18 protein-coding genes and 1 tRNA gene are annotated in these 19311 nt (G+C 71.1%); 16 read left to right on the top strand and 3 right to left on the bottom strand.

Annotation, left to right across the window (positions count from 1 at the left end; all coding sequences use genetic code 11):
• Positions 1-85 precede the first annotated feature (85 nt).
• The gene (metG, locus tag ACIBTX_RS00855; protein WP_357124537.1) at positions 86-1888 is read left to right on the top strand and encodes a methionine--tRNA ligase; all 1803 of its coding nucleotides are present in this window, start codon (positions 86-88) and stop codon (positions 1886-1888) included.
• 43 nt (positions 1889-1931) lie between these two features.
• On the opposite strand, the gene ACIBTX_RS00850 is transcribed toward metG, so the two are convergent.
• Positions 1932-3179 (bottom strand): hypothetical protein, encoded by a 1248-nt coding sequence (locus ACIBTX_RS00850; RefSeq protein ID WP_396831790.1) that lies wholly within the window; start codon positions 3177-3179, stop codon positions 1932-1934.
• A gap of 76 nt (positions 3180-3255) precedes the next feature.
• Here ACIBTX_RS00850 and ACIBTX_RS00845 point away from each other — a divergent pair, with 76 nt between their 5' ends.
• From ACIBTX_RS00845 to ACIBTX_RS00820, 6 genes are all read left to right on the top strand, one after another.
• Positions 3256-4155, top strand: a complete 900-nt coding sequence (locus ACIBTX_RS00845) for a TatD family hydrolase (protein WP_396831788.1) — start codon at positions 3256-3258, stop codon at positions 4153-4155.
• Complete coding sequence (gene rsmA / locus ACIBTX_RS00840; RefSeq protein ID WP_357396391.1) at positions 4149-5018, top strand: 16S rRNA (adenine(1518)-N(6)/adenine(1519)-N(6))-dimethyltransferase RsmA; 870 nt, start codon at positions 4149-4151, stop codon at positions 5016-5018. The genes ACIBTX_RS00845 and rsmA overlap by 7 nt, the downstream gene beginning before the upstream one ends.
• Before the next feature lie 86 nt (positions 5019-5104).
• Positions 5105-6055: a 4-(cytidine 5'-diphospho)-2-C-methyl-D-erythritol kinase gene (locus ACIBTX_RS00835; protein WP_357124550.1), complete on the top strand. Its 951-nt coding sequence runs from the start codon at positions 5105-5107 to the stop codon at positions 6053-6055.
• 107 nt (positions 6056-6162) lie between these two features.
• Positions 6163-7968 (top strand): ABC-F family ATP-binding cassette domain-containing protein, encoded by a 1806-nt coding sequence (locus ACIBTX_RS00830; protein ID WP_357124553.1) that lies wholly within the window; start codon positions 6163-6165, stop codon positions 7966-7968.
• A 103-nt stretch (positions 7969-8071) separates the two neighbouring features.
• Entirely contained in the window at positions 8072-8527 is a 456-nt protein-coding gene (locus ACIBTX_RS00825) for a DUF4383 domain-containing protein (protein WP_357124556.1), read from the top strand.
• Positions 8528-8752: 225 nt separating this feature from the next.
• Positions 8753-9229, top strand: coding sequence for a DUF4383 domain-containing protein (locus ACIBTX_RS00820; RefSeq protein WP_357124559.1), 477 nt, complete (start codon positions 8753-8755; stop codon positions 9227-9229).
• Between the two features lie 8 nt (positions 9230-9237).
• On the opposite strand, the gene ACIBTX_RS00815 is transcribed toward ACIBTX_RS00820, so the two are convergent.
• Both ACIBTX_RS00815 and ACIBTX_RS00810 read right to left on the bottom strand, forming a co-directional pair.
• A complete protein-coding gene (locus ACIBTX_RS00815; RefSeq protein WP_357124562.1) occupies positions 9238-9924 on the bottom strand; it encodes a TetR/AcrR family transcriptional regulator in 687 nt (228 codons plus the stop codon).
• Between the two features lie 223 nt (positions 9925-10147).
• Positions 10148-11113, bottom strand: coding sequence for an acyl-CoA desaturase (locus ACIBTX_RS00810; protein ID WP_357124565.1), 966 nt, complete (start codon positions 11111-11113; stop codon positions 10148-10150).
• A gap of 126 nt (positions 11114-11239) precedes the next feature.
• Between ACIBTX_RS00810 and ACIBTX_RS00805 the strand changes: the two genes are divergently transcribed.
• The 9 genes from ACIBTX_RS00805 (at position 11240) to ACIBTX_RS00765 (ending at position 19239) form a co-directional block, all read left to right on the top strand.
• On the top strand, positions 11240-11461 hold the full coding sequence (locus ACIBTX_RS00805; RefSeq protein WP_357171845.1) for a hypothetical protein: 222 nt from the start codon (positions 11240-11242) through the stop codon (positions 11459-11461).
• A 52-nt stretch (positions 11462-11513) separates the two neighbouring features.
• Positions 11514-11585: transfer RNA gene (locus tag ACIBTX_RS00800), tRNA-Gln, on the top strand.
• 110 nt (positions 11586-11695) lie between these two features.
• A complete protein-coding gene (gene glmU / locus ACIBTX_RS00795) occupies positions 11696-13255 on the top strand; it encodes a bifunctional UDP-N-acetylglucosamine diphosphorylase/glucosamine-1-phosphate N-acetyltransferase GlmU (RefSeq protein WP_357171844.1) in 1560 nt (519 codons plus the stop codon).
• Between the two features lie 57 nt (positions 13256-13312).
• On the top strand, positions 13313-14293 hold the full coding sequence (locus ACIBTX_RS00790) for a ribose-phosphate diphosphokinase (protein WP_355048964.1): 981 nt from the start codon (positions 13313-13315) through the stop codon (positions 14291-14293).
• Positions 14294-14604: 311 nt separating this feature from the next.
• On the top strand, positions 14605-15303 hold the full coding sequence (locus ACIBTX_RS00785; protein WP_357124575.1) for a 50S ribosomal protein L25/general stress protein Ctc: 699 nt from the start codon (positions 14605-14607) through the stop codon (positions 15301-15303).
• Positions 15304-15393: 90 nt separating this feature from the next.
• Entirely contained in the window at positions 15394-15984 is a 591-nt protein-coding gene (gene pth / locus ACIBTX_RS00780) for an aminoacyl-tRNA hydrolase (protein WP_357124578.1), read from the top strand.
• Between the two features lie 134 nt (positions 15985-16118).
• Positions 16119-16949, top strand: a complete 831-nt coding sequence (locus tag ACIBTX_RS00775) for an inositol monophosphatase family protein (RefSeq protein WP_357124581.1) — start codon at positions 16119-16121, stop codon at positions 16947-16949.
• A gap of 65 nt (positions 16950-17014) precedes the next feature.
• Entirely contained in the window at positions 17015-17926 is a 912-nt protein-coding gene (gene cysD, locus ACIBTX_RS00770; protein WP_357124584.1) for a sulfate adenylyltransferase subunit CysD, read from the top strand.
• The gene (locus tag ACIBTX_RS00765) at positions 17926-19239 is read left to right on the top strand and encodes a GTP-binding protein (RefSeq protein WP_357124588.1); all 1314 of its coding nucleotides are present in this window, start codon (positions 17926-17928) and stop codon (positions 19237-19239) included. Before cysD ends, ACIBTX_RS00765 begins: the two co-directional genes overlap by 1 nt.
• The last annotated feature ends 72 nt before the right edge of the window (positions 19240-19311 follow it).

The raw sequence follows: 19311 nt of genomic DNA, 5'->3' as shown, positions 1-19311 counted from the left end.
GGTCGAGGGGTTCAGCCCGGTCCGTCGACCCGTCACCCCCTATTGGTTCGCGGGCCCGCTGGACGGGTCACTAGGCTTGCTGCTCATGAGTCACGTTCTCGCGGCAGTGGCCTGGCCGTACGCCAACGGCCCCCGCCACATCGGCCACGTCTCCGGTTTCGGCGTTCCCTCCGACGTCTTCGCCCGGTACATGCGGATGGCCGGCCACGACGTGCTCATGGTCTCCGGCACCGACGAGCACGGCACCCCCATCCAGGTGCAGGCCGACGCCGACGGAGTCACCCCGCGCGAACTGGCCGACCGGTACAACAGGGTGATCGTGGAGGACCTGCACGGCCTCGGCCTCTCCTACGACCTGTTCACCCGCACCACCACCCGCAACCACTACGCCGTGGTGCAGGAGTTGTTCGAGGGGATGTACCGCAACGGCTACATCGTGCCCAAGACGACCATGGGCGCGATCTCGCCGTCCACCGGGCGCACCCTGCCCGACCGGTACATCGAGGGCACCTGCCCGATCTGCGGCTACGACAGCGCCCGCGGCGACCAGTGCGACAACTGCGGCAACCAGCTCGACCCGATCGACCTGATCGACCCGAAGTCGCGGATCAACGGCGAGACCCCGAAGTTCGTCGAGACCGAGCACTTCTTCCTGGACCTGCCCGCCCTGGCCGACGTGCTGCGGCAGTGGCTGGACACCCGCCAGGGGTGGCGGCCCAACGTGCTGCGGTTCTCCCGCAACCTGCTCGACGACCTCCAGCCCCGGGCGATCACCCGCGACCTGGAGTGGGGTGTGCCGATCCCGCTCGACGACTGGCGCGACCGCCCCGACAAGCGGATCTACGTCTGGTTCGACGCGGTGATCGGCTACCTGTCGGCCTCGATCGAGTGGGCCCGCCGCTCCGGCGACCCGGAGGCGTGGCGGAAGTGGTGGTCCGCCGACGGCCAGGGGAAGGACTCCCAGTCCTACTACTTCATGGGCAAGGACAACATCGTCTTCCACTCGGTGATCTGGCCGGCGCTGCTCTCCGGCTACTCCGGTGCGGGCTCCCGCGACGGTGAGCCGGGCGAGCTGGGCCGGCTGAACCTGCCCACCGAGGTGGTCTCCAGCGAGTACCTGACCATGGAGGGGCGCAAGTTCTCCTCGTCCCGCAAGGTGGTCATCTACGTCCGGGACTTCCTGGAGCGCTACGACGCCGACGCGCTGCGCTACTTCATCGCCGCCGCCGGCCCGGAGAGTAACGACACCGACTTCACCTGGGCGGAGTTCCTGCGCCGCAACAACGACGAGCTGGTCGCCGGCTGGGGCAACCTGGTCAACCGGTGCGTCTCGATGGCGGCGAAGAACTTCGGGGCCATCCCGCCGGTCGACCCGGCCGGGCTCACGGAGGCCGACGAGGCGCTGCTCGCCGTCGCCCGGACCGGCTTCGACACGGTCGGTGACCTGATTGGCCGGCACCGGCAGAAGCAGGCCATCGGTGAGGCCATGCGGGTGGTCGCCGAGGCGAACAAGTACCTCTCCGAGCAGGCGCCGTGGAAGCTCAAGGCCGAGGCCGACAAGCCCCGCCAGGGCACCATCCTGCACGTCGCCCTCCAGGTGGTCAGCGACGCCAACACGCTGCTCACCCCGTTCCTGCCGCACTCCGCGCAGAAGGTGTACGAGCTGCTCGGCGGCACCGACGTACACGCGCCGATGCCCGTCATCGAGCAGGTCGACGACCTGGACGGGGGTCCGTCGTACCCGGTGCTCACCGGGGACTACACGGTGGGCGCGCGCTGGGAGTCGGTGCCGATCGAGACCGGCCGGCCGCTGACCGCGCCGACGCCGGTGTTCCGCAAGCTCGACCCGTCGATCGTCGACGAGGAACTGGCCCGCCTGGTCGGCTGAGCGTTTGGCGGCACGCGGCGGCACGTCCGGCCGCCGCGTGTCGTCAGAGCGCGTACCGGGTGTCCATGACCTGGTCCTCGGTGACCTCGACGCCCGGCGCCCAGGTCTCGTAGACGCCCCGGTCGTGGCACTGCGCGCCGGTGTTGACCACCGCCTCCGGGTCGGGGTGGCGCAGCCGTAACCGCAGCCAGCCGGCCTCCTCGCGCAGCACCAGGCACGGCACGCCCCGCCAGGTGGCGAACCGGAGCCGGCGGGCCACCGCCTCCACCGGGTAGCGGGCCGCCCGGGTCATCGCCAGCACCCGGAAACCTCCGGGCAGGTCGGCCACCGCCTCGTACTCCGTGTCGCCGCAGCGGCCGACGAGCTGGGTGGAGCGCGGGGCGTCGCCGGTCGGCACGAACTCCTGGTCGGGGGAGAGGCCCGGGACCGCGGCCAGCAGGTGCCGCCACTGCGGGCCGACCATCCGCAACCACGCGCGCTGCTCGGCCTGGTAGCTGTAGAGCACCACCTCCATCCCCTCGGCGGTGTACGCCAGCAGCGTCGCGTTCGCCGGCATCGGCAGGTCGGCGAAGTCCCGGGTCACGAACTCCGGGATGAGCTGGCCGTTGCTCGGCGCGAAACCGGTGCCCAGCACCGAAGGGCCCACCCGGTCCCGGGAGCTGAGCGCGGTCAGGCCCCGGTGCGCCTCGCCCACCGGCACGTCGTAGTCGCCCGGGTCGGCCGCCCGCCAGCGCAGCGCGTACGCCACGTCCGATCCGTCCCGCCCGACGTCCCCGTCGGTGCGCAGCACGGCGGTCGTCGCCGGCGTGCGCAGGTGCGCCACGTCGTGCTCCCGATAGCAGAAGCCGTGCGGCAGCCAGCCCCGCACGTACCCGGCGAGCTGCCGTGCGGAGAGCATCTTCACCATCCGGGTTCCGCGCCGCACCACCGCCGAGGCGCGCACCGCGGCCACCACCGGGTCACCCGCCGCGGACGGCTGCTGGCTGAGCTGGTGTACGTGCGACCAACCGTGCTCCCGGTGCGCCGGCAGCATCAGCGGCGTCTCCGGCTCCTCGGCCGCCTCGACTGCCCCGTGCACCGCGTTCACCTCGGTGACGTGCACGAACCGATGCCACGGCAGGGCGCTGCCCGGTCGGGGCGCCCGTTCGAAGCCGGCCACCTCCTCGGCGCTGAACAGCTCGTACGCGGCGCCCCGGGCGATCTCCTCGGCGGGGTACACGTCCCCGCCGAACGCCACCCGCAGGCCGATCCGCTCGCCGGCCGCGTCGCTCGCGTGAGGTGTGACCGTCATTGCCGCGACGGTAGAGTCGCGCGGCGTAGTCGAGGTGAACGCCGGGTGGCGGGCGGATGGACGACGCCGGTGTGTGATGCTGTCGCTGATGAGCGAGCCGACTGAAACCCGCCGCGAGCGTGCCGCCCGGCGGGCCGGAGAGTTCCCGCCCGCCCCCGAGCCGCTGCCCCGGCCGGTGCTGGACAGCCACACCCACCTGGACATCACCGTCAGCGAGGCCGGCGTACCGGGCGGCGGGCCGTCCGACGACCCGGTCGCCACGGCGATCACGGTGGCCGCCAAGGTGGGCGTGGACCGGCTGGTCCAGGTGGGCGTGGACGTCGCGTCCTCGCGCTGGGGCGCGGACATCGCCGACCGGCATCGGGCCGTGCTGACCACCGTGGCGCTGCACCCCAACGAGGCGCCCCGGCTGGCGGACCTCGACGAGGCGCTGCGGGAGATCGAGTCGTTGGCCGCCCGCGACCGGGTCCGGGGGATCGGCGAGACCGGGATGGACTTCTTCCGCACCGGCGACGAGGGGCGGGCCGCGCAGGAGGAGAGCTTCCGGGCGCACATCGCCATCGCCAAGCGGTACGGCAAGGCGCTCGTCATCCACGACCGGGACGCCCACGCGGACGTGCTGCGAATTCTCGACGACGCGGGCGCACCGGAGACGGTGGTGCTGCACTGCTTCTCCGGCGACGCCGAGTTCGCCCGCGAGTGTGTGCGCCGGGGCTACCTGCTCAGCTTCGCCGGCACCGTCACCTTCGGCAGCGCCACCGCCCTGCGCGAGGCCGCCGCGCTCACACCGCTGGACCAGATCCTGGTGGAGACCGACGCCCCCTACCTCACCCCGACGCCGCACCGGGGCCGGCCGAACGCGTCGTACCTGATCCCGCTGACCGTCCGCGCCCTCGCCGCGACCACCGGCAGCGACCTGGACGAGCTGTGCACGGCCATCTCCGCCAACGGCGACCGGGCCTTCGGCCCGTGGTGAGCCTGCTCGGCCCGGCGGAGATCCGGGAACTCGCCAGCCGGCTCGGCGTCGCGCCCACCAAGAAGCTGGGCCAGAACTTCGTGCACGACCCGAACACCGTCCGGCGGATCGTCACCGCCGCCGGCCTGACGCCCGACGATGTGGCGCTGGAGGTCGGCCCCGGCCTCGGCTCGCTCACCCTGGGACTGCTGCCGGTCGCCGGGCACGTGCACGCCGTGGAGATCGATCCCACGCTCGCGGTCGCGCTACCGGAGACCGCCGCGCGGCACGCCGGAGCGGACGCCGACCGACTCACCGTGCACCGCGCCGACGCGCTGCGCGTCACCGCCGCCGAGCTGGGCGGTCCGCCGCCGACGGCGCTGGTCGCGAACCTGCCGTACAACGTCGCCGTGCCCGTGGTGCTGCACCTGCTCGCCGAGCTGCCCAGCCTGCGGCACGGTCTGGTGATGGTGCAGAAGGAGGTCGCCGACCGGCTCGTCGCCGGTCCCGGCTCCAAGGTGTACGGCATCCCGTCGGTCAAGCTCGCCTGGTACGCCGACGCCCGCAGCGCCGGGCGGGTGCCGCCGAACGTGTTCTGGCCGGTCCCCAACGTCGACTCCGGTCTGGTCGCCTTCACCTGTCACGAGCCGCCCCGACCCGACGTACCCCGGAAGCGGGTCTTCGCCGTGGTGGACGCGGCGTTCGCGCAACGCCGCAAGACCCTGCGCGCGGCGCTCGCCGGCTGGGCCGGCGGCCCGGACCGGGCCGAGGCCGCCCTCACCGCCGCCGGCGTCGACCCGGGCGCCCGCGGCGAGTCGCTGACCGTGGAGCAGTTCGCGGCCATCGCCGCGTCGGCTCCGGCCGGTACGCCGGCCGCGAAGTAGGCTGGCGCCGTGCCCGCCCAGGACGCCGAGGAGCTGATCGTGGCCAAGCCGTTCGACATCCGCCTGCGCGTGCGGGACCTCGCCCCGTGACCGAGGCCTGGCGACCGGACGACGAGGACGAGCGGCGCGGGGCCATCGGCCCGGTACGGGTGCGGGTGCCCGCGAAGGTCAACCTGCACCTCGGGGTGGGGCCGCTGCGCCGCGACGGTTACCACGAGCTGAACACCGTCTACCACGCGATCTCCATCTACGACGAGCTGACCGCCCGTCGGGGCGACACCCTCGCCCTCACGATGGAGGGCGAGGGCACCGGTGAGCTTGCCCTGGACGACTCCAACCTGGTGATCCGGGCGGCACACGCCCTGGCCGGGTACGCCGGTGTCCTGCCGCACGCCCGTCTGCACCTGCGCAAGCAGATCCCCCTCGCCGGTGGGCTGGCCGGTGGCAGCGCCGACGCGGCCGCCGCGCTGGTGGCCTGCGACACGCTCTGGGGCACCGGGTTGTCCCGCGACGAGCTGGCCGGGATCGCCGCCGACCTCGGCTCGGACGTGCCGTTTCTCGTCTACGGGGGCACCGCGCTGGGCACCGGACGCGGCGAGGCGGTCAGCCCGGTACTGGTCCGGCCGATGTCCTGGCACTGGGTGGTGGCGATCGCCGACGGCGGTCTGTCCACGCCGGCCGCGTACCGTGAGCTGGACCGGCTGCGCGATTCCGGCACCGCCAGCACGCCGCTGGGCAGCACCGACGCCCTGCTCGGCGCGCTGCGCCAGCGCGACCCCCGGGTTCTCGCCCGTACGCTCGGCAACGACCTCCAGGACGCGGCGCTCGCGATGCGCCCCGCGCTGACCGACACCCTGAAGGCCGGCGAGGCTGCCGGCGCGCTCACCGGCATCGTCTCCGGCTCGGGCCCCACCTGCGTCTTCCTCGCCACCGACGCCGCCGACGCCGAACGGATCGCCGCCGAGCTGACCAGCGCCGGCGTGTGCCGGGAGGCGCGGGTCGCACACGGCCCGGTGGCGGGCGCGCGCGTCGTCTGACGGTGCTCCCCGGCCGGCGCGGCCGGCCGGGACGTCCGCGTACCCTTGGGTCAGGCGTCCCGAGGTGCCCGCCGGCACCCGGACGCCTTGATCTTGAAGGGTGGAACGTGGCCAACATCGTCAATCTGGACCGGGTGTCCAAGGGGTACGGCGCCGCCGGGCGGCTGCTCACGGACGTCTCGCTCGGCCTGGACGACGCCGACCGGATCGGTGTGGTCGGCCTCAACGGCGCCGGCAAGTCCACCCTGCTGCGGCTCCTCACCAAGCAGGAGGACCCCGACGACGGTCGGGTCACCCACCGTCGCGACCTGCGCGTGCTCTGGCTGCCGCAGCAGCTCACCCTCGCCCCCGAGGCCACCGTCCGGGACGTGGTGCTCGGCACCGCCTGGCTGGGCGAGGGCATGGGCGCCGAGCACGAGTGGGCCGGCGACGCCGGTGTCCGCAACATCCTGGACGGCCTCGGCATGCCGCACCTCGGCCTCGACCAGCCGGTCGGCCCGATGTCCGGTGGCGAACGGCGGCGGGTGGCGCTCGCCGCGCTGCTCGTGCGCGACTCGGACCTGCTGATCCTCGACGAGCCCACCAACCACCTCGACGTCGGCGGTGTCGACTGGCTGGCCCGGCACCTGGTCGGCCGCAAGGGCGCCCTCGTCGTGGTCACCCACGACCGGTGGTTCCTGGACGCAGTCTGCACCACCACCTGGGAGGTCGCCGACCAGACCGTCCGCGCGTACGAGGGTGGCTTCGCCGCCTGGACCCTCGCCCGCGTGGAGCGGGAACGCGTCGCCGCCGCCGTGGAGGCCCGCCGGCAGAACCTGCTCCGTAAGGAGATCGCCTGGCTGCGGCGTGGCCCACCCGCCCGCACCTCCAAGCCGCAGTTCCGCATCGACGCGGCCAACGCGCTGATCGCCGACGTGCCGCCGGCCCGCGACACCATGTCGTTGCAGCGCATGGCCGTCTCCCGCCTCGGAAAGCAGGTGTACGAGCTCACGGACGTCGAGCTGCACGCCGGCCCGAAGGAGATTCTGCGTGACGCCACCTGGCTGATCGGCCCCGGTGACCGGATCGCCATCCTCGGCGCCAACGGCGCCGGTAAGACCACGCTGCTGCGAATGCTCGCCGGCATCACCCGGCCCGACGGCGGCCGCCTCACCACCGGCTCCACTGTCCGCCCGGCGTTCCTGTCCCAGGAACTCGTCGAGCTGCCCGGCCACCTGCGGGTGCTCGAAGCCGTCGAGGAGGTCGCCCGGCGCGTGCAGCTCGGCGATCGTGAGGTCTCCGCCGCACAGCTCGCCGAGGTCTTCGGCTTCGACGACCGCCGGCTCTGGACGCCCGTCAGCGACCTCTCCGGCGGTGAGCGTCGCCGTCTGCAGATGCTGCGGCTGCTCGCCGGCGAGCCCAACGTGCTGCTCTTCGACGAGCCGACGAACGACCTGGACACCGACACCCTGGCCGCGCTCGAAGACCTGCTCGACTCGTGGCCGGGCACGATCATCGTGGCCAGCCACGACCGCTACCTGATCGAACGCGTCACCGACACCGCGTACGGGATGTTCGGCGACGGCCGGCTGGTGCACCTGCCCGGTGGCGTCGACGAGTACCTCGCCCGGACCGCCGAGCGGGCCGGCTCCACCCGGGCGGGCGGCACCCCGACCGCCGCGCCCACCGGCCCGGCCACGAGCGGCATGTCCGCCGCCGAGGTACGCCAGGGCCGCAAGGAGCTCACCCGCCTCGAACGGCAACTGGGCAAGCTCGACCAGCGCGAGGTGACCCTGCTCGGCCAACTCGCCGCCGACGCCACCGACTACGCCCGGGTCGCCGAGCTGGACACCCAGCTCAAGGACCTGCGCGCCGAACGGGAACGGATCGAGGAGAGCTGGATGACGTTGGCCGAGGAGTTGCCCGAGGGCTGACCTGCCCCGGGCACGCCGGCGCGGGGGCCGTGTGCGGCGTCACACCGGCACATGCGGGACAATCATCGGCGACACCTCACCCCACGGCGTTGGAGACCCAGACATGGCGCACACCCCCATCAACCACCCCGCGCGGCCGATCTACCGGGCGATCGGCGGGCTGACCGGTCTGTACCTGGTGGTCTTCGGTGTGCTCGGCATCATCGCGAGCGCCGGCAACGAGGTCCTCGCGCAGGATGACACCCGAGTCCTCGGTCAGGGCACCAACCTCGGCTTCTCGCTGCTCAGCGTGCTGCTCGGGCTCGTCGTCCTGGTCGGCGCCGCGCTCGGCCGCAACATCGACGTGGCGGTCAACCAGTGGCTCGCGTACGCCCTGATGGTGATCGGCCTCGGCGGTCTCGCGTTCATCCGTACCGACGCCAACCTCTTCAACTTCAGCGTCGTCACGGTGATGGTGCTGCTGTCGGCCTCCCTGGTGCTGCTCATGGCCGGCATGTACGGCAAGGTCGGCACGGACGAGGAGGCGGAGGCGTTCCAGAAGGCTCGGCTCGTTCTCTGAGGCTTTCTGCTCGCTTTCGTGGTTGCGGCCGTGGGTTTTCGCCGGAGCCCGAGCTGCTCCGGGCGGTCAGGCTTGATCCCTGCGCAGCTCGGGCTCCGGCGAAAACCTGACCTGGTCCAGCCATTCGGCGGACCGTTCCGGCTTCCTGGTTCTTCGGACAGCCGGGTCTGCCCTGGGTGACAATCCTCCTGAAACGGTCGAACTCAGGTGGATGGGGTCTCGGGTATGCCGCACTTTCCGGTCAACCATCCGGCACGGCCGCTCTACCGGGTGCTCTCCGGGCTGATCGGCGTGTACATCCTGGTCTTCGGCGTCTGGGGGGTGGCCGAGACGATCGGTGACCCGCTCTTCGCCCGCAGCAGCACCTGGGCCCTCGGGCTACGGACCAACCTGGCCTTCTCGCTCGCCTCGGTGGTCTTCGGAGTCGTCTTGATCATCGGGGCGTCCCGGCGCACCAACCTCGGCCACTACATGAACCTCACCGCCGGGGTGGTGTTCCTGGTGACCAGCATCCTGATGATGTCCGTGCTGCAGACCGACGCGAACTTCCTCAACTTCTCGATGTCGACCGTGATCGTGTCGATGCTGTTCGGTCTGATCCTGCTCGGCACCGGCCTCTACGACAAGGTCGGCCCGTCGGAGCACGCCGAGGCGGAGTTGGAACGCCGCAAACACCCGGTGGCGGACGCGCACCGGAGCTGAGACCGGGGTCAGTGCCGGCGGGCGGTGATCAGCGTGGGTTTCGCCTCCAGGTGCGACAACCCGTTCCACGCCATGTTGACCAGGTGCGCCGCCACCGTCTCCTTGCGCGGCTTGCGCACCTCCAGCCACCAGCGGCCGGTCAACGCGACCATGCCCACCAGCGCCTGCGAGTAGAGCTCGGCCAGCTTCGGGTCGTACCCCCGGCTCTTGAACTCGGCGCCGAGGATGTGCTCGACCTGGTGGGCGACGTCGTTCATCACGCTGCTGAAGGTGGCCGTGCCGGACATCAGCGGCGACTCGCGGACCAGCACCCGGAACCCGCTCGTCTCCTCCTCGATGTAGCCCAGCAGGGCCATCGCCGCCTGCTCCAACAACTCCCGCGGATGCCCCGCCGTCAGCGCTGTGGTGATCCGGTCCAGCAGGGCCCGGACCTCCCGGTCGACCACGACCGCGTAGAGCCCTTCCTTGCCGCCGAAGTGCTCGTAGACCACCGGCTTGGAGACCTTGGCGCGGGCCGCCACCTCCTCGATCGAGGTGGCGTCGAAACCGCGCTCGGCGAACAGCTGCCTGCCGATCGCGATCAACTGCTCCCTACGCTGCGCCGCCGACATCCGTACCCGGGAGGTGGACTTGGGTTTCGCCGCCGCGGCCGGTGCCGGCCGCCGGCCGGCCGGCTCGTCAGTCACCTCGGGCATGTCGCCGCCTCGCTGGCGCTCCGTCACGCCCTGCCGTGGAATGGTGTCTCCGCTGTGCCCGTTCACGTCGTCGCCTCACTGGCGGGCGGCCCCGACCGCCCTGCCGTGCCGTGCGACCGTACCCGGATCGGGCGCGGCCCTCGTCCGCCGAGCCGTCCGGTCCCCCCGCGTCGCTCGGTCATCCGGCCATCCTGCCAGGCGACCCGCCGTGGCACCGCCCGGTTTACTGGGGTGCGACCGGCTTCACGAGCTTGGCCGCGAGGCGTTCGGGCTTCGGCCAGCGCACCTGCGACGCCGCGCCGACCTTCTCGAAGAACCAGATCACCCGCGCCGAGATGTCCACCTGACCCCGCAGCACACCGTGCCGCGCGCTGGTCGGGTCGGCGTGGTGCAGGTTGTGCCAGCTCTCACCGAACGACAGGATCGCCAGCGGCCAGAAGTTCGACGCGCGGTCGCCCTGACGCATCGCGAACGGACGCTCGCCGTACACGTGGCAGACCGAGTTGATCGCCCAGGTGACGTGGTGCAGAAGGCCTACCCGGACCAGCCCGGCCCAGAAGAACGCGGTGAGCGCGCCCTGCCACGACCAGGTCACCAGGCCCCCGATCAGCGCCGGGCCGAGCAGCGAGATGACCACCAGCGCGGGGAAGAGCCGGTCCACCCGGCTGATGTCCCGGTCGGCGATCAGGTCCGGAGCGAAACGCTCCCGGTTGGACAGCTCGCGGCGGAACAGCCAGCCCACGTGGGCGTGGAACAGGCCCCGGGTCAGCGCCCAGACGCTCGTGCCGAAACGCCACGGCGAGTGCGGGTCACCCTCCAGATCGGAGAACGCGTGGTGCCGCCGGTGGTCGGCCACCCACTGGATGATCTCGCCCTGCACCGCCAGCGAACCCGCGACCGCCAGGGTCACCCGCAGCCACCGCTTGGCCTTGAACGAGCCGTGCGTGAAGTAGCGGTGGAAACCCACCGTGATGCCGAGCCCGGAGACCACGTACCAGACCAGGCCGATGATCACGTCCGTCCAGCCCAGCCAGCCGCCCCAGGCGACGGGCACGGCGACCAGCAGCGCGACGAAGGGGATCACGACGAACGCCCACAGGGCAGCCAGGATCCCGGAGGACTGGGTGCCGTCGGTGAGCGGTTTCGGGCCGGGGCCGGTGGTGTTGGGTTCGAGCACGGTGGTGGACATGACACCTCGCAGGGGGGACGGGGAAAAGATCACTAACCTACGCCTACGTCACCGTAACTTACGGCCCGGTAGATCGCACGAGGAACTTTCGAAGAACCGTCGCACGCCCGTACCAAACTGCTGGTCATGACCGATCTGCTCGCCGTCGAGGTGCCTCGCGTACGCCCCGTTGAACAGCTTTCCGTCGCGCGGATTTTCAACCGCCGCGGCATCGGGCGCAACCGTCTCCAACGTCTTCTGAGCGGGGGCCGCCATCGCCGCGGACGGGGGCGCGGTGCCCGAACGTCGTGGATGATCGAGGGGATCATGAGGGATATGAGTGCTGGCGTCGACGAGGTCGGGCGTTAAGGTGTAGCGGCGGGATGCGCATCCTGCCGCGTCGTCCTTCTTGACGATGCGATCGGCCGTGGTGTAATTGGCAACACCCGGGTCTTTGGTACCCGTATTTCAGGTTCGAACCCTGGCGGCCGAGCTATCCCTGAAAGTCCGCTTTGGGTTCTCCTGGGGGTAAGAGGGAACCGTGCCGGGCCTCGTGGTTAGCATGGCCGCGAGAGTGTCCGCCGTCCCGACGGGAGCCACGTCGTGCCCCAGCCCCACCTTCGTACCGTCGTCGTACTTGCCGCCGGTGAGGGCAAGCGGATGAAGTCGACGCTGCCCAAGGTGCTGCACCCCCTGCTCGGTCGTACCCTGCTGGGCCACGTGTTGAGCGCGGCAGCGCCGCTGGCCGCCGACCGGACCGTCGTCGTGGTGGGTCACGGCGCCGACCAGGTTCGTGCGCATCTCACCGAGATCGCCCCCGACGCCACGCCCGTGCTGCAGGCCGAGCAGCTCGGCACCGGGCACGCCGTGCGGATCGCGTTGGACGCCGTGCCGGAGGGCGCCGGCACGGTCGTGGTGATCAACGGAGATGTGCCGTTGCTGCGCCCGGAGACGGTGGGCGCGTTGGTGACCGCGCACGAGGAGGCCGCCGCGGCGGCCACCGTGCTGGCCGCCGAGGTGCCCGACCCGACCGGGCTGGGGCGGATCGTCCGGGACGCCGACGGCCGGCTGGAGCAGATCGTCGAGGAGCGCGACGCCGACGCGGCGCAGCGTGCGATCCGCGAGATCAACGCCGGCATCTACGCCTTCGACGCGGTCCGGCTGCGTGACGCCCTGGGCAAGCTCTCCACGGACAACGACCAGGGCGAGGAGTACCTGACCGACGTGTTCGGCCTGCTCCGCTCGGCCGGCGAGCCGGTCGCAGTGCACGTGGCCGTCGACCATGTCGAGACGCTGGGCTGCAACGACCGGGTGGAGTTGGCGTCGCTGCGCCGGCTGCTGCGCGATCGGGTCAACGAGGCGTGGATGCGTACCGGAGTGAGTCTGCTCGACCCGGTGACCACCTGGATCGACGTGACGGTGGCTCTGGACCGCGACGCGGTGGTCGACCAGAACACCCAGCTGCGCGGTGCCACGGTGGTCGGCGCGGGCGCGCTGGTCGGGCCGGACGTCACGCTGGTCGACACCATCGTCGGCGAGGGCGCGTCGGTGGTGCGCAGCCACGCGGTCGGCGCCGAGGTGGGCGCGGGCGCGAGCGTCGGGCCCTACGCGTACCTGCGGCCTGCCGCGCGCCTCGCCGACAAGGCGAAGGTCGGCACGTTCGTCGAGGTGAAGAACTCCGAGATCGGGGCGGGCTCGAAGGTGCCGCACCTGACCTACGTGGGTGACGCGACGATCGGCGAGCAGAGCAACATCGGCGCCGCGTCGGTCTTCGTGAACTACGACGGGGTCAACAAGCACCGTACGGTGATCGGCAGCCACGCCCGGACCGGCGCGGACAACATGTTCGTGGCGCCGGTCGAGGTGGGCGACGGCGCGTACACGGCGGCCGGTTCGGTGATCGTGGACGACGTGCCGCCGGGCGCGATGGGTGTCGCCCGAGCGCGGCAGCGCAACATCGAGGGCTGGGTGGTGATGCGGCGGGCCGGTACGGCGGCGGCCGAGGCCGCGCAGCGTGCCCGCGACGCGAAGGGTGCGCAGCGATCCGGCGACGCGAAGGGTGCGTCGGAGGCGACCGGGACCGCAAGTGACAGTGAGGCAATGCACGGGCGGGCCGAGACGGTGGGCGGTGCGTCCGGCGCGGGAGATACTGCAACCGAATAGTCCCCGACCCACCACCACCGGGCCGGGAACCGCCGACAAACGGGAGCAGACGGGCCCATGGGCAGCATCGTCGCCGAAAACCGCAAGAGCCTGATGCTCTTCTCCGGACGGGGTTTCCCGGAGTTGGCCAAGGAGATCGGCGAGGTGCTCGGCGTGGCACCGACGCCGGCTGACGCGTACGAGTTCGCCAACGGCGAGATCTTCGTACGGTTCAAGGATTCGGTGCGTGGTTCGGACGCCTTCGTGGTGCAGTCCGTGACGCACGGAGTGAACACCTGGGTCATGGAGACCCTGATTATGGTCGACGCGTTGAAGCGCGGTTCGGCGAAGCGGATCACCGTGGTGCTGCCGTTCTACCCGTACGCGCGGCAGGACAAGAAGCACCGTGGTCGGGAGCCGATCTCGGCCCGCCTGGTGGCGGACCTGCTGAAGACCGCCGGTGCGAACCGGATCCTCACGGTCGACCTGCACACCGCGCAGATCCAGGGCTTCTTCGACGGGCCGGTGGATCACCTCTTCGCGATGGACGTGCTCGCCGAGTACGTGGAGCACAGGTACGCGGGTCGGCCGATGACCGTGGTGGCGCCGGATTCGGGCCGGGTGCGGGTGGCCGAGCGGTGGACCGACCGGCTGGGCGGCTGCCCGTTGGCGTTCATCCACAAGACCCGTGACCCGATGAAGCCGAACCAGGTGGTGGCTAACCGGGTGGTCGGTGAGGTGGAGGGTCGGGTCTGCCTGATCGTCGACGACATGATCGACACGGGTGGGACGATCACGAAGGCGGCGGACATCCTCAAGGAGTCGGGGGCGGCGGAGATCGTGGTGGCGTCCACCCACGCGCTCCTGTCCGACCCCGCCACGGAGCGGTTGAAGAACAGCCCGATCAGCGAGGTCGTGGTGACCAACACGCTGCCGTTGCCGCCCGAGAAGCAGCTCGACAAGTTGACCGTCCTGTCGATCGCGCCGCTGCTGGCGCGGGCGATCCGCGAGGTGTTCGACGACGGCTCGGTGACCACCCTGTTCGGTGGTCTGAGCTGAACCGGGCCAGGTCCGGCGGGCAAAGCTGACAAACTGGTCGAAACGGGCTGATCCGCCAGCGGGCAACACCGCCGGCGGATCAGTCCGGCGCCGTGACCGGGGACTGCCGGAAACCTGGGAATTGGCTCGGGTAGACTGGTGCGGTTGCCACGGCGAGGGTGCCCGGCGGGCCGCTGAAGAGCGCCGCACGGAGGCACCGTCATCGACGCGGTGCTCCGGGCAGTCGTTCATGACGCATGAGCCCCAGCGAGCCCCTCGCCCCAGCACCGCCAGACGACAAGCCGCCGCAGCGAAGCATCAGGAGTTTCCCCGTGTCCGAGGTAAAGATCAGCGCCGAGCCCCGCACCGAGTTCGGCAAGGGTGGTGCCCGTCGTACCCGCCGGGCCGGCAAGGTGCCCGCCGTGCTGTACGGCCACGGCGAGAAGCCCAAGCACATCGCGCTGCCGTCGCGGGAGTTCGCCGCCGCGATCCGCAAGGGTGGTGCCAACCAGCTCTTCGCGATCGACATCACCGACGGCACCCAGGTGCTGGCGCTGCCGAAGGCGATCCAGCGTGACCCGATCAAGGACACCTTCGAGCACGTGGACCTGCTGCTGGTCCGCCGCGGCGAGAAGGTCACCGTCGAGGTCCCGGTCCAGCTGACCGGTGAGGCCGCGAAGGACACCCTGATCGTGCACGACCACGACACCCTCTCGGTGACCGCCGACGCCACCAAGGTGCCGGACCACCTGGAGGCGTCGATCGAGGGCGCCGAGGCGGGCACCACGATCACCGCCGCCGACGTCGAGCTGCCCTCCGGCGTGGAGCTGGCCGCCGACTCGGAGCTGCCGGTCGCCTCGGTGACCGCCGCGCCGACGGCGGAGCAGCTCGAGGCGACGCTGCCCGAGGTCGAGACGGCCACCGACGAGGCCGAGGCCGAGGTCGGCGAGACCACCGAGGGCTCCGAGGGCGCGGACTCCGCCCCGGCCGCCGAGGGCGACGAGAACACCGAGGCGCGTACCGAGGCCTGATCGGTTCGTACTCTGCTGGCAGGCGTCCCCGAGCTTCGGGGGCGCCTGTCGGTGTATCGGGAGTCGGCGCAGACGTTTGAGGGGCGGATCGTGACGGACGAGGCGGGACCGTGGCTGGTGGTCGGCCTGGGCAACCCGGGGCGGGAGTACGCCGGGAACCGGCACAATGTCGGGTTCATGGTGGCCGAGCTGCTGGCGGGGCGTGTCGGCGCGCGGTTCGGTCGGCACAAGCGGGCGGTGGCCGAGGTCGCCGAGGGGCGGCTGGGGTTCGGTGGTCCGAAGCTGGTGCTGGTGAAGCCACTGACGTACATGAACCTCTCCGGTGGGCCGGTGGCGGCGCTGTCGCAGTTCTACAAGGTGCCCCCGGCGCAGGTGGTCGCGGTGCACGACGAGCTGGACATCGAGTTCGGCCAGGTGCGGATCAAGTTCGGTGGCGGCGAGGGCGGGCACAACGGCCTGCGGTCGATGTCCAAGTCGTTGGGCACCAAGGACTACGTCCGGGTGCGGTTCGGGGTGGGTCGCCCGCCGGGGCGGCAGGATCCGGCGGACTACGTGCTGTCGGATTTCGGCGCGGCGGAGCGCAAGGAGCTCGATTTCCTGGTGGACCGGGCTGCCGACGTGGTGGAGTCGGTGATCGTCAAGGGCGTGGAGCCGACCCAGAACCTGTATCACGGGGGTTGAGTCGGGCGGTGCGTACCGGATTGGAAACGCCGGGCCGGTAGTCTGCGCCTTTCGGCGTGCCGTGACCGGCGACGCGGGTCGCGGCCGATCGGTGCGTGCGGGCACGGCCGCGGCGAGGCGACGGGAGCGGGCAGATGGGCAGTCCTCCGATGATCGACGGGGCGTTCGCCCGGTGGTTGGCCTCCCGGGCCGGTCAGGCGCTGCTGGACCTGCGTACGGAGTTGGGCTTCTCGGACACCGGGGCGCTGAAGTCGGCCGGGGACAAGGTGTCGCACGACCTGATCCGCACGGAGTTGGCGCGGTGGCGGCCGGGGGACGCGGTGCTCTCCGAGGAGGACGAGGGCTCGCGGTTGGCCTGGGCGGCAGAGGTGAACGCGGGAGCGGTGTCCCGGCTGACCGCGGACCGGGTCTGGATCATCGATCCGCTGGACGGCACCCGGGAGTTCGCCGAGGAGGGCCGCTCGGACTGGGCGGTGCACGTGGCGCTCTGGGCGCGGAGCGCGCCGAGCCCGCACGGGCTGGTCGCCGGTGCGGTGGGGTTGCCGGCGCAGCACCGGGTGCTGGGCACCGACTATCCGCCGGCGTACCCGCCGATGACGGTCGAGGCGGCGACCGCCGGCGAGCGCAAGATCCGGCTGGCGGCGAGTCGGAGTCGACCGCCGGTGTTCCTCACCGACCTGGCCGAGGATGTGGGCGCGCACCTGGTGCCGATGGGTTCCGCCGGGGCGAAGATCGCCGCGGTGGTGACCGGCGAGGTGGACGCGTACATCCATGCCGGCGGGCAGTACGAGTGGGACTCGGCGGCGCCGGTCGCTGTGGCGACGGCCACCGGACTGCACGCTTCCCGGATCGACGGTTCTGCGCTTCGATACAACGAGGCGGATCCGCGCCTGCCGGACCTGCTGGTCTGTCGCAAGGATCTCGCCAGCCGGTTGCTTGCAGCGCTGCAGAGGCATTCCGGGTAGCCTGAGCGCACTTCTTGACATGTCCGACCGGAAAGGTCTGGAAATCGGATGAGCGAGCGAGTGTCATGACCTCCCCTGCGGCCTACCGCGTCTCCCACCTGGACGCTCTTGAGGCGGAGAGCATCTTCGTGATGCGTGAGGTTGTCGCCGAGATGGAACGTCCGGTGCTGCTCTTCTCCGGCGGCAAGGACTCGATCGTCATGCTGCGGTTGGCGCAGAAGGCGTTCGCTCCGGCCAACATCCCCTTCCCCGTCATGCACGTCGACACCGGCCACAACTTCCCCGAGGTGCTGGAGTACCGCGATCAGCGGGTCACCGAGCTGGGGTTGCAGCTCGTGGTGGCGAGCGTGCCGGAGGCCCTCGCCAGCGGCATGGTCCGGGAGTCCGGCGACGGCATGCGCAACCGGATCCAGACGCCCGTGCTGCTCGACGCGGTGGAGAAGCACCGCTTCGACGCGCTGTTCGGCGGCGCCCGCCGGGACGAGGAGAAGGCGCGGGCCAAGGAGCGGGTGTTCAGCTTCCGCGACGAGTTCGGCCAGTGGGACCCGAAGAACCAGCGCCCGGAGCTGTGGTCGCTCTACAACGGCCGGCACCACCCGGGCGAGTCGATCCGGGTCTTTCCGCTGTCCAACTGGACCGAGCTGGACGTCTGGCACTACATCGCCAGCGAGCGCATCCCGCTGCCGTCGATCTACTACGCCCACGAGCGTGAGGTGATCGAGCGCGACGGCATGCTCTACGCGGTCAACGAGTTCTTCCGGCCGCGCGCCGGCGAGGAGCGGTTCAAGGCCCAGGTGCGGTACCGCACCGTCGGCGACGCCTCCTGCACCGCGGCGGTCCGCTCGGACGCGGACACCGTGGAGAAGGTCATCGAGGAGGTGGCGGCCACCCGGATCACCGAGCGGGGCGCGACCCGTGGTGACGACCGGGTCAGCGAGGCCGCCATGGAGGACCGTAAGCGGGAGGGCTACTTCTGATGAGCACCGAGATCGTGGCCCCGGCCGCCGGCACCGAGACCGCGCCCGAGGCGCGGGCGATGGACCTGCTGCGGTTCGCGACCGCCGGCAGCGTGGACGACGGCAAGTCGACCCTGATCGGCCGGCTGCTGTACGACACCAAGTCGCTCTTCACCGACCAGTTGGAGGCGGTGGAGGCGGTCAGCGCGGCCCGGGGCGACGAGTACACCAACCTCGCGCTGCTCACCGACGGCCTGCGCGCCGAGCGGGAACAGGGCATCACCATCGACGTGGCGTACCGCTACTTCGCCACGCCCCGGCGCAAGTTCATCATCGCGGACACTCCCGGGCACATCCAGTACACCCGGAACATGGTCACCGGCGCCTCCACGGCCGACCTGGCGTTGATCCTGGTCGACGCCCGCAAGGGCCTGGTCGAGCAGTCCCGCCGGCACGCGTTCCTCTGCTCGCTGCTGCGGGTGCCGCACCTGGTGTTGTGCGTCAACAAGATGGACCTGGTCGACTGGTCGCAGGAGGTCTACGAGCGGATCGCCGACGAGTTCACCGCGTTCGCCGCGAAGCTCGACGTACCGGACCTGACCGTGGTGCCGATCTCCGCGCTGCGGGGCGACAACATCGTGGCCCGGTCGGAGAACATGCCGTGGTACGAGGGCCCGTCGCTGCTGCACCACCTGGAGCGGGTGCACATCGCCAGTGACCGTAACCTGGTCGACGTCCGGTTCCCGGTGCAGTACGTGATCCGTCCGCAGTCGACCACGGTCACCGACTACCGCGGCTACGCCGGTCAGGTCGCGTCGGGTGTGCTCAAACCGGGCGACGAGGTGATGGTGCTGCCGTCCGGCTTCACCAGCCGGATCGCCGCCGTCGAGACCGCCGACGGGCCGGTCGCGGAGGCGTTCCCGCCCATGTCGGTGACGGTACGGCTGGCCGACGAGATCGACATCTCCCGGGGCGACATGATCTGCCGGCCGAACAACGCGCCCGCCGTCGCCCAGGACATCGAGGCGATGGTCTGCTGGATGGACGAGACGGCCCCGCTGCGGGTCGGTGGCCGGTACGCCATCAAGCACACCACCCGTTCGGCACGGGCGATCGTGCGCGGGCTGCACTACCGGTTGGACATCAACTCGCTGCACCGGGATGAGTCGGCGGACGAGCTGCGGCTCAACGAGATCGGTCGGGTCCGGCTGCGCACGACGGTGCCGCTGCTGGCCGACGAGTACCGCCGCAACCGTACGACGGGCGGCTTCGTCATCATCGACGAGACCACCAACCGCACGGTAGGCGCCGCCATGATCGTCGAAGCCGCCTAACCCTCAAACCTCCACCCCACGTCGTGTTGATCAAGAGGTTCGCGTCAGAAATCGCGCAGATTCTGACGCGAA

This window comes from Micromonospora sp. NPDC049359 (genome assembly GCF_044466585.1).
GTDB lineage: Bacteria > Actinomycetota > Actinomycetes > Mycobacteriales > Micromonosporaceae > Micromonospora.
The sequence above is the reverse complement of the archived record's forward strand: the minus strand, read 5'-3'. Positions and strand labels throughout refer to the sequence as shown.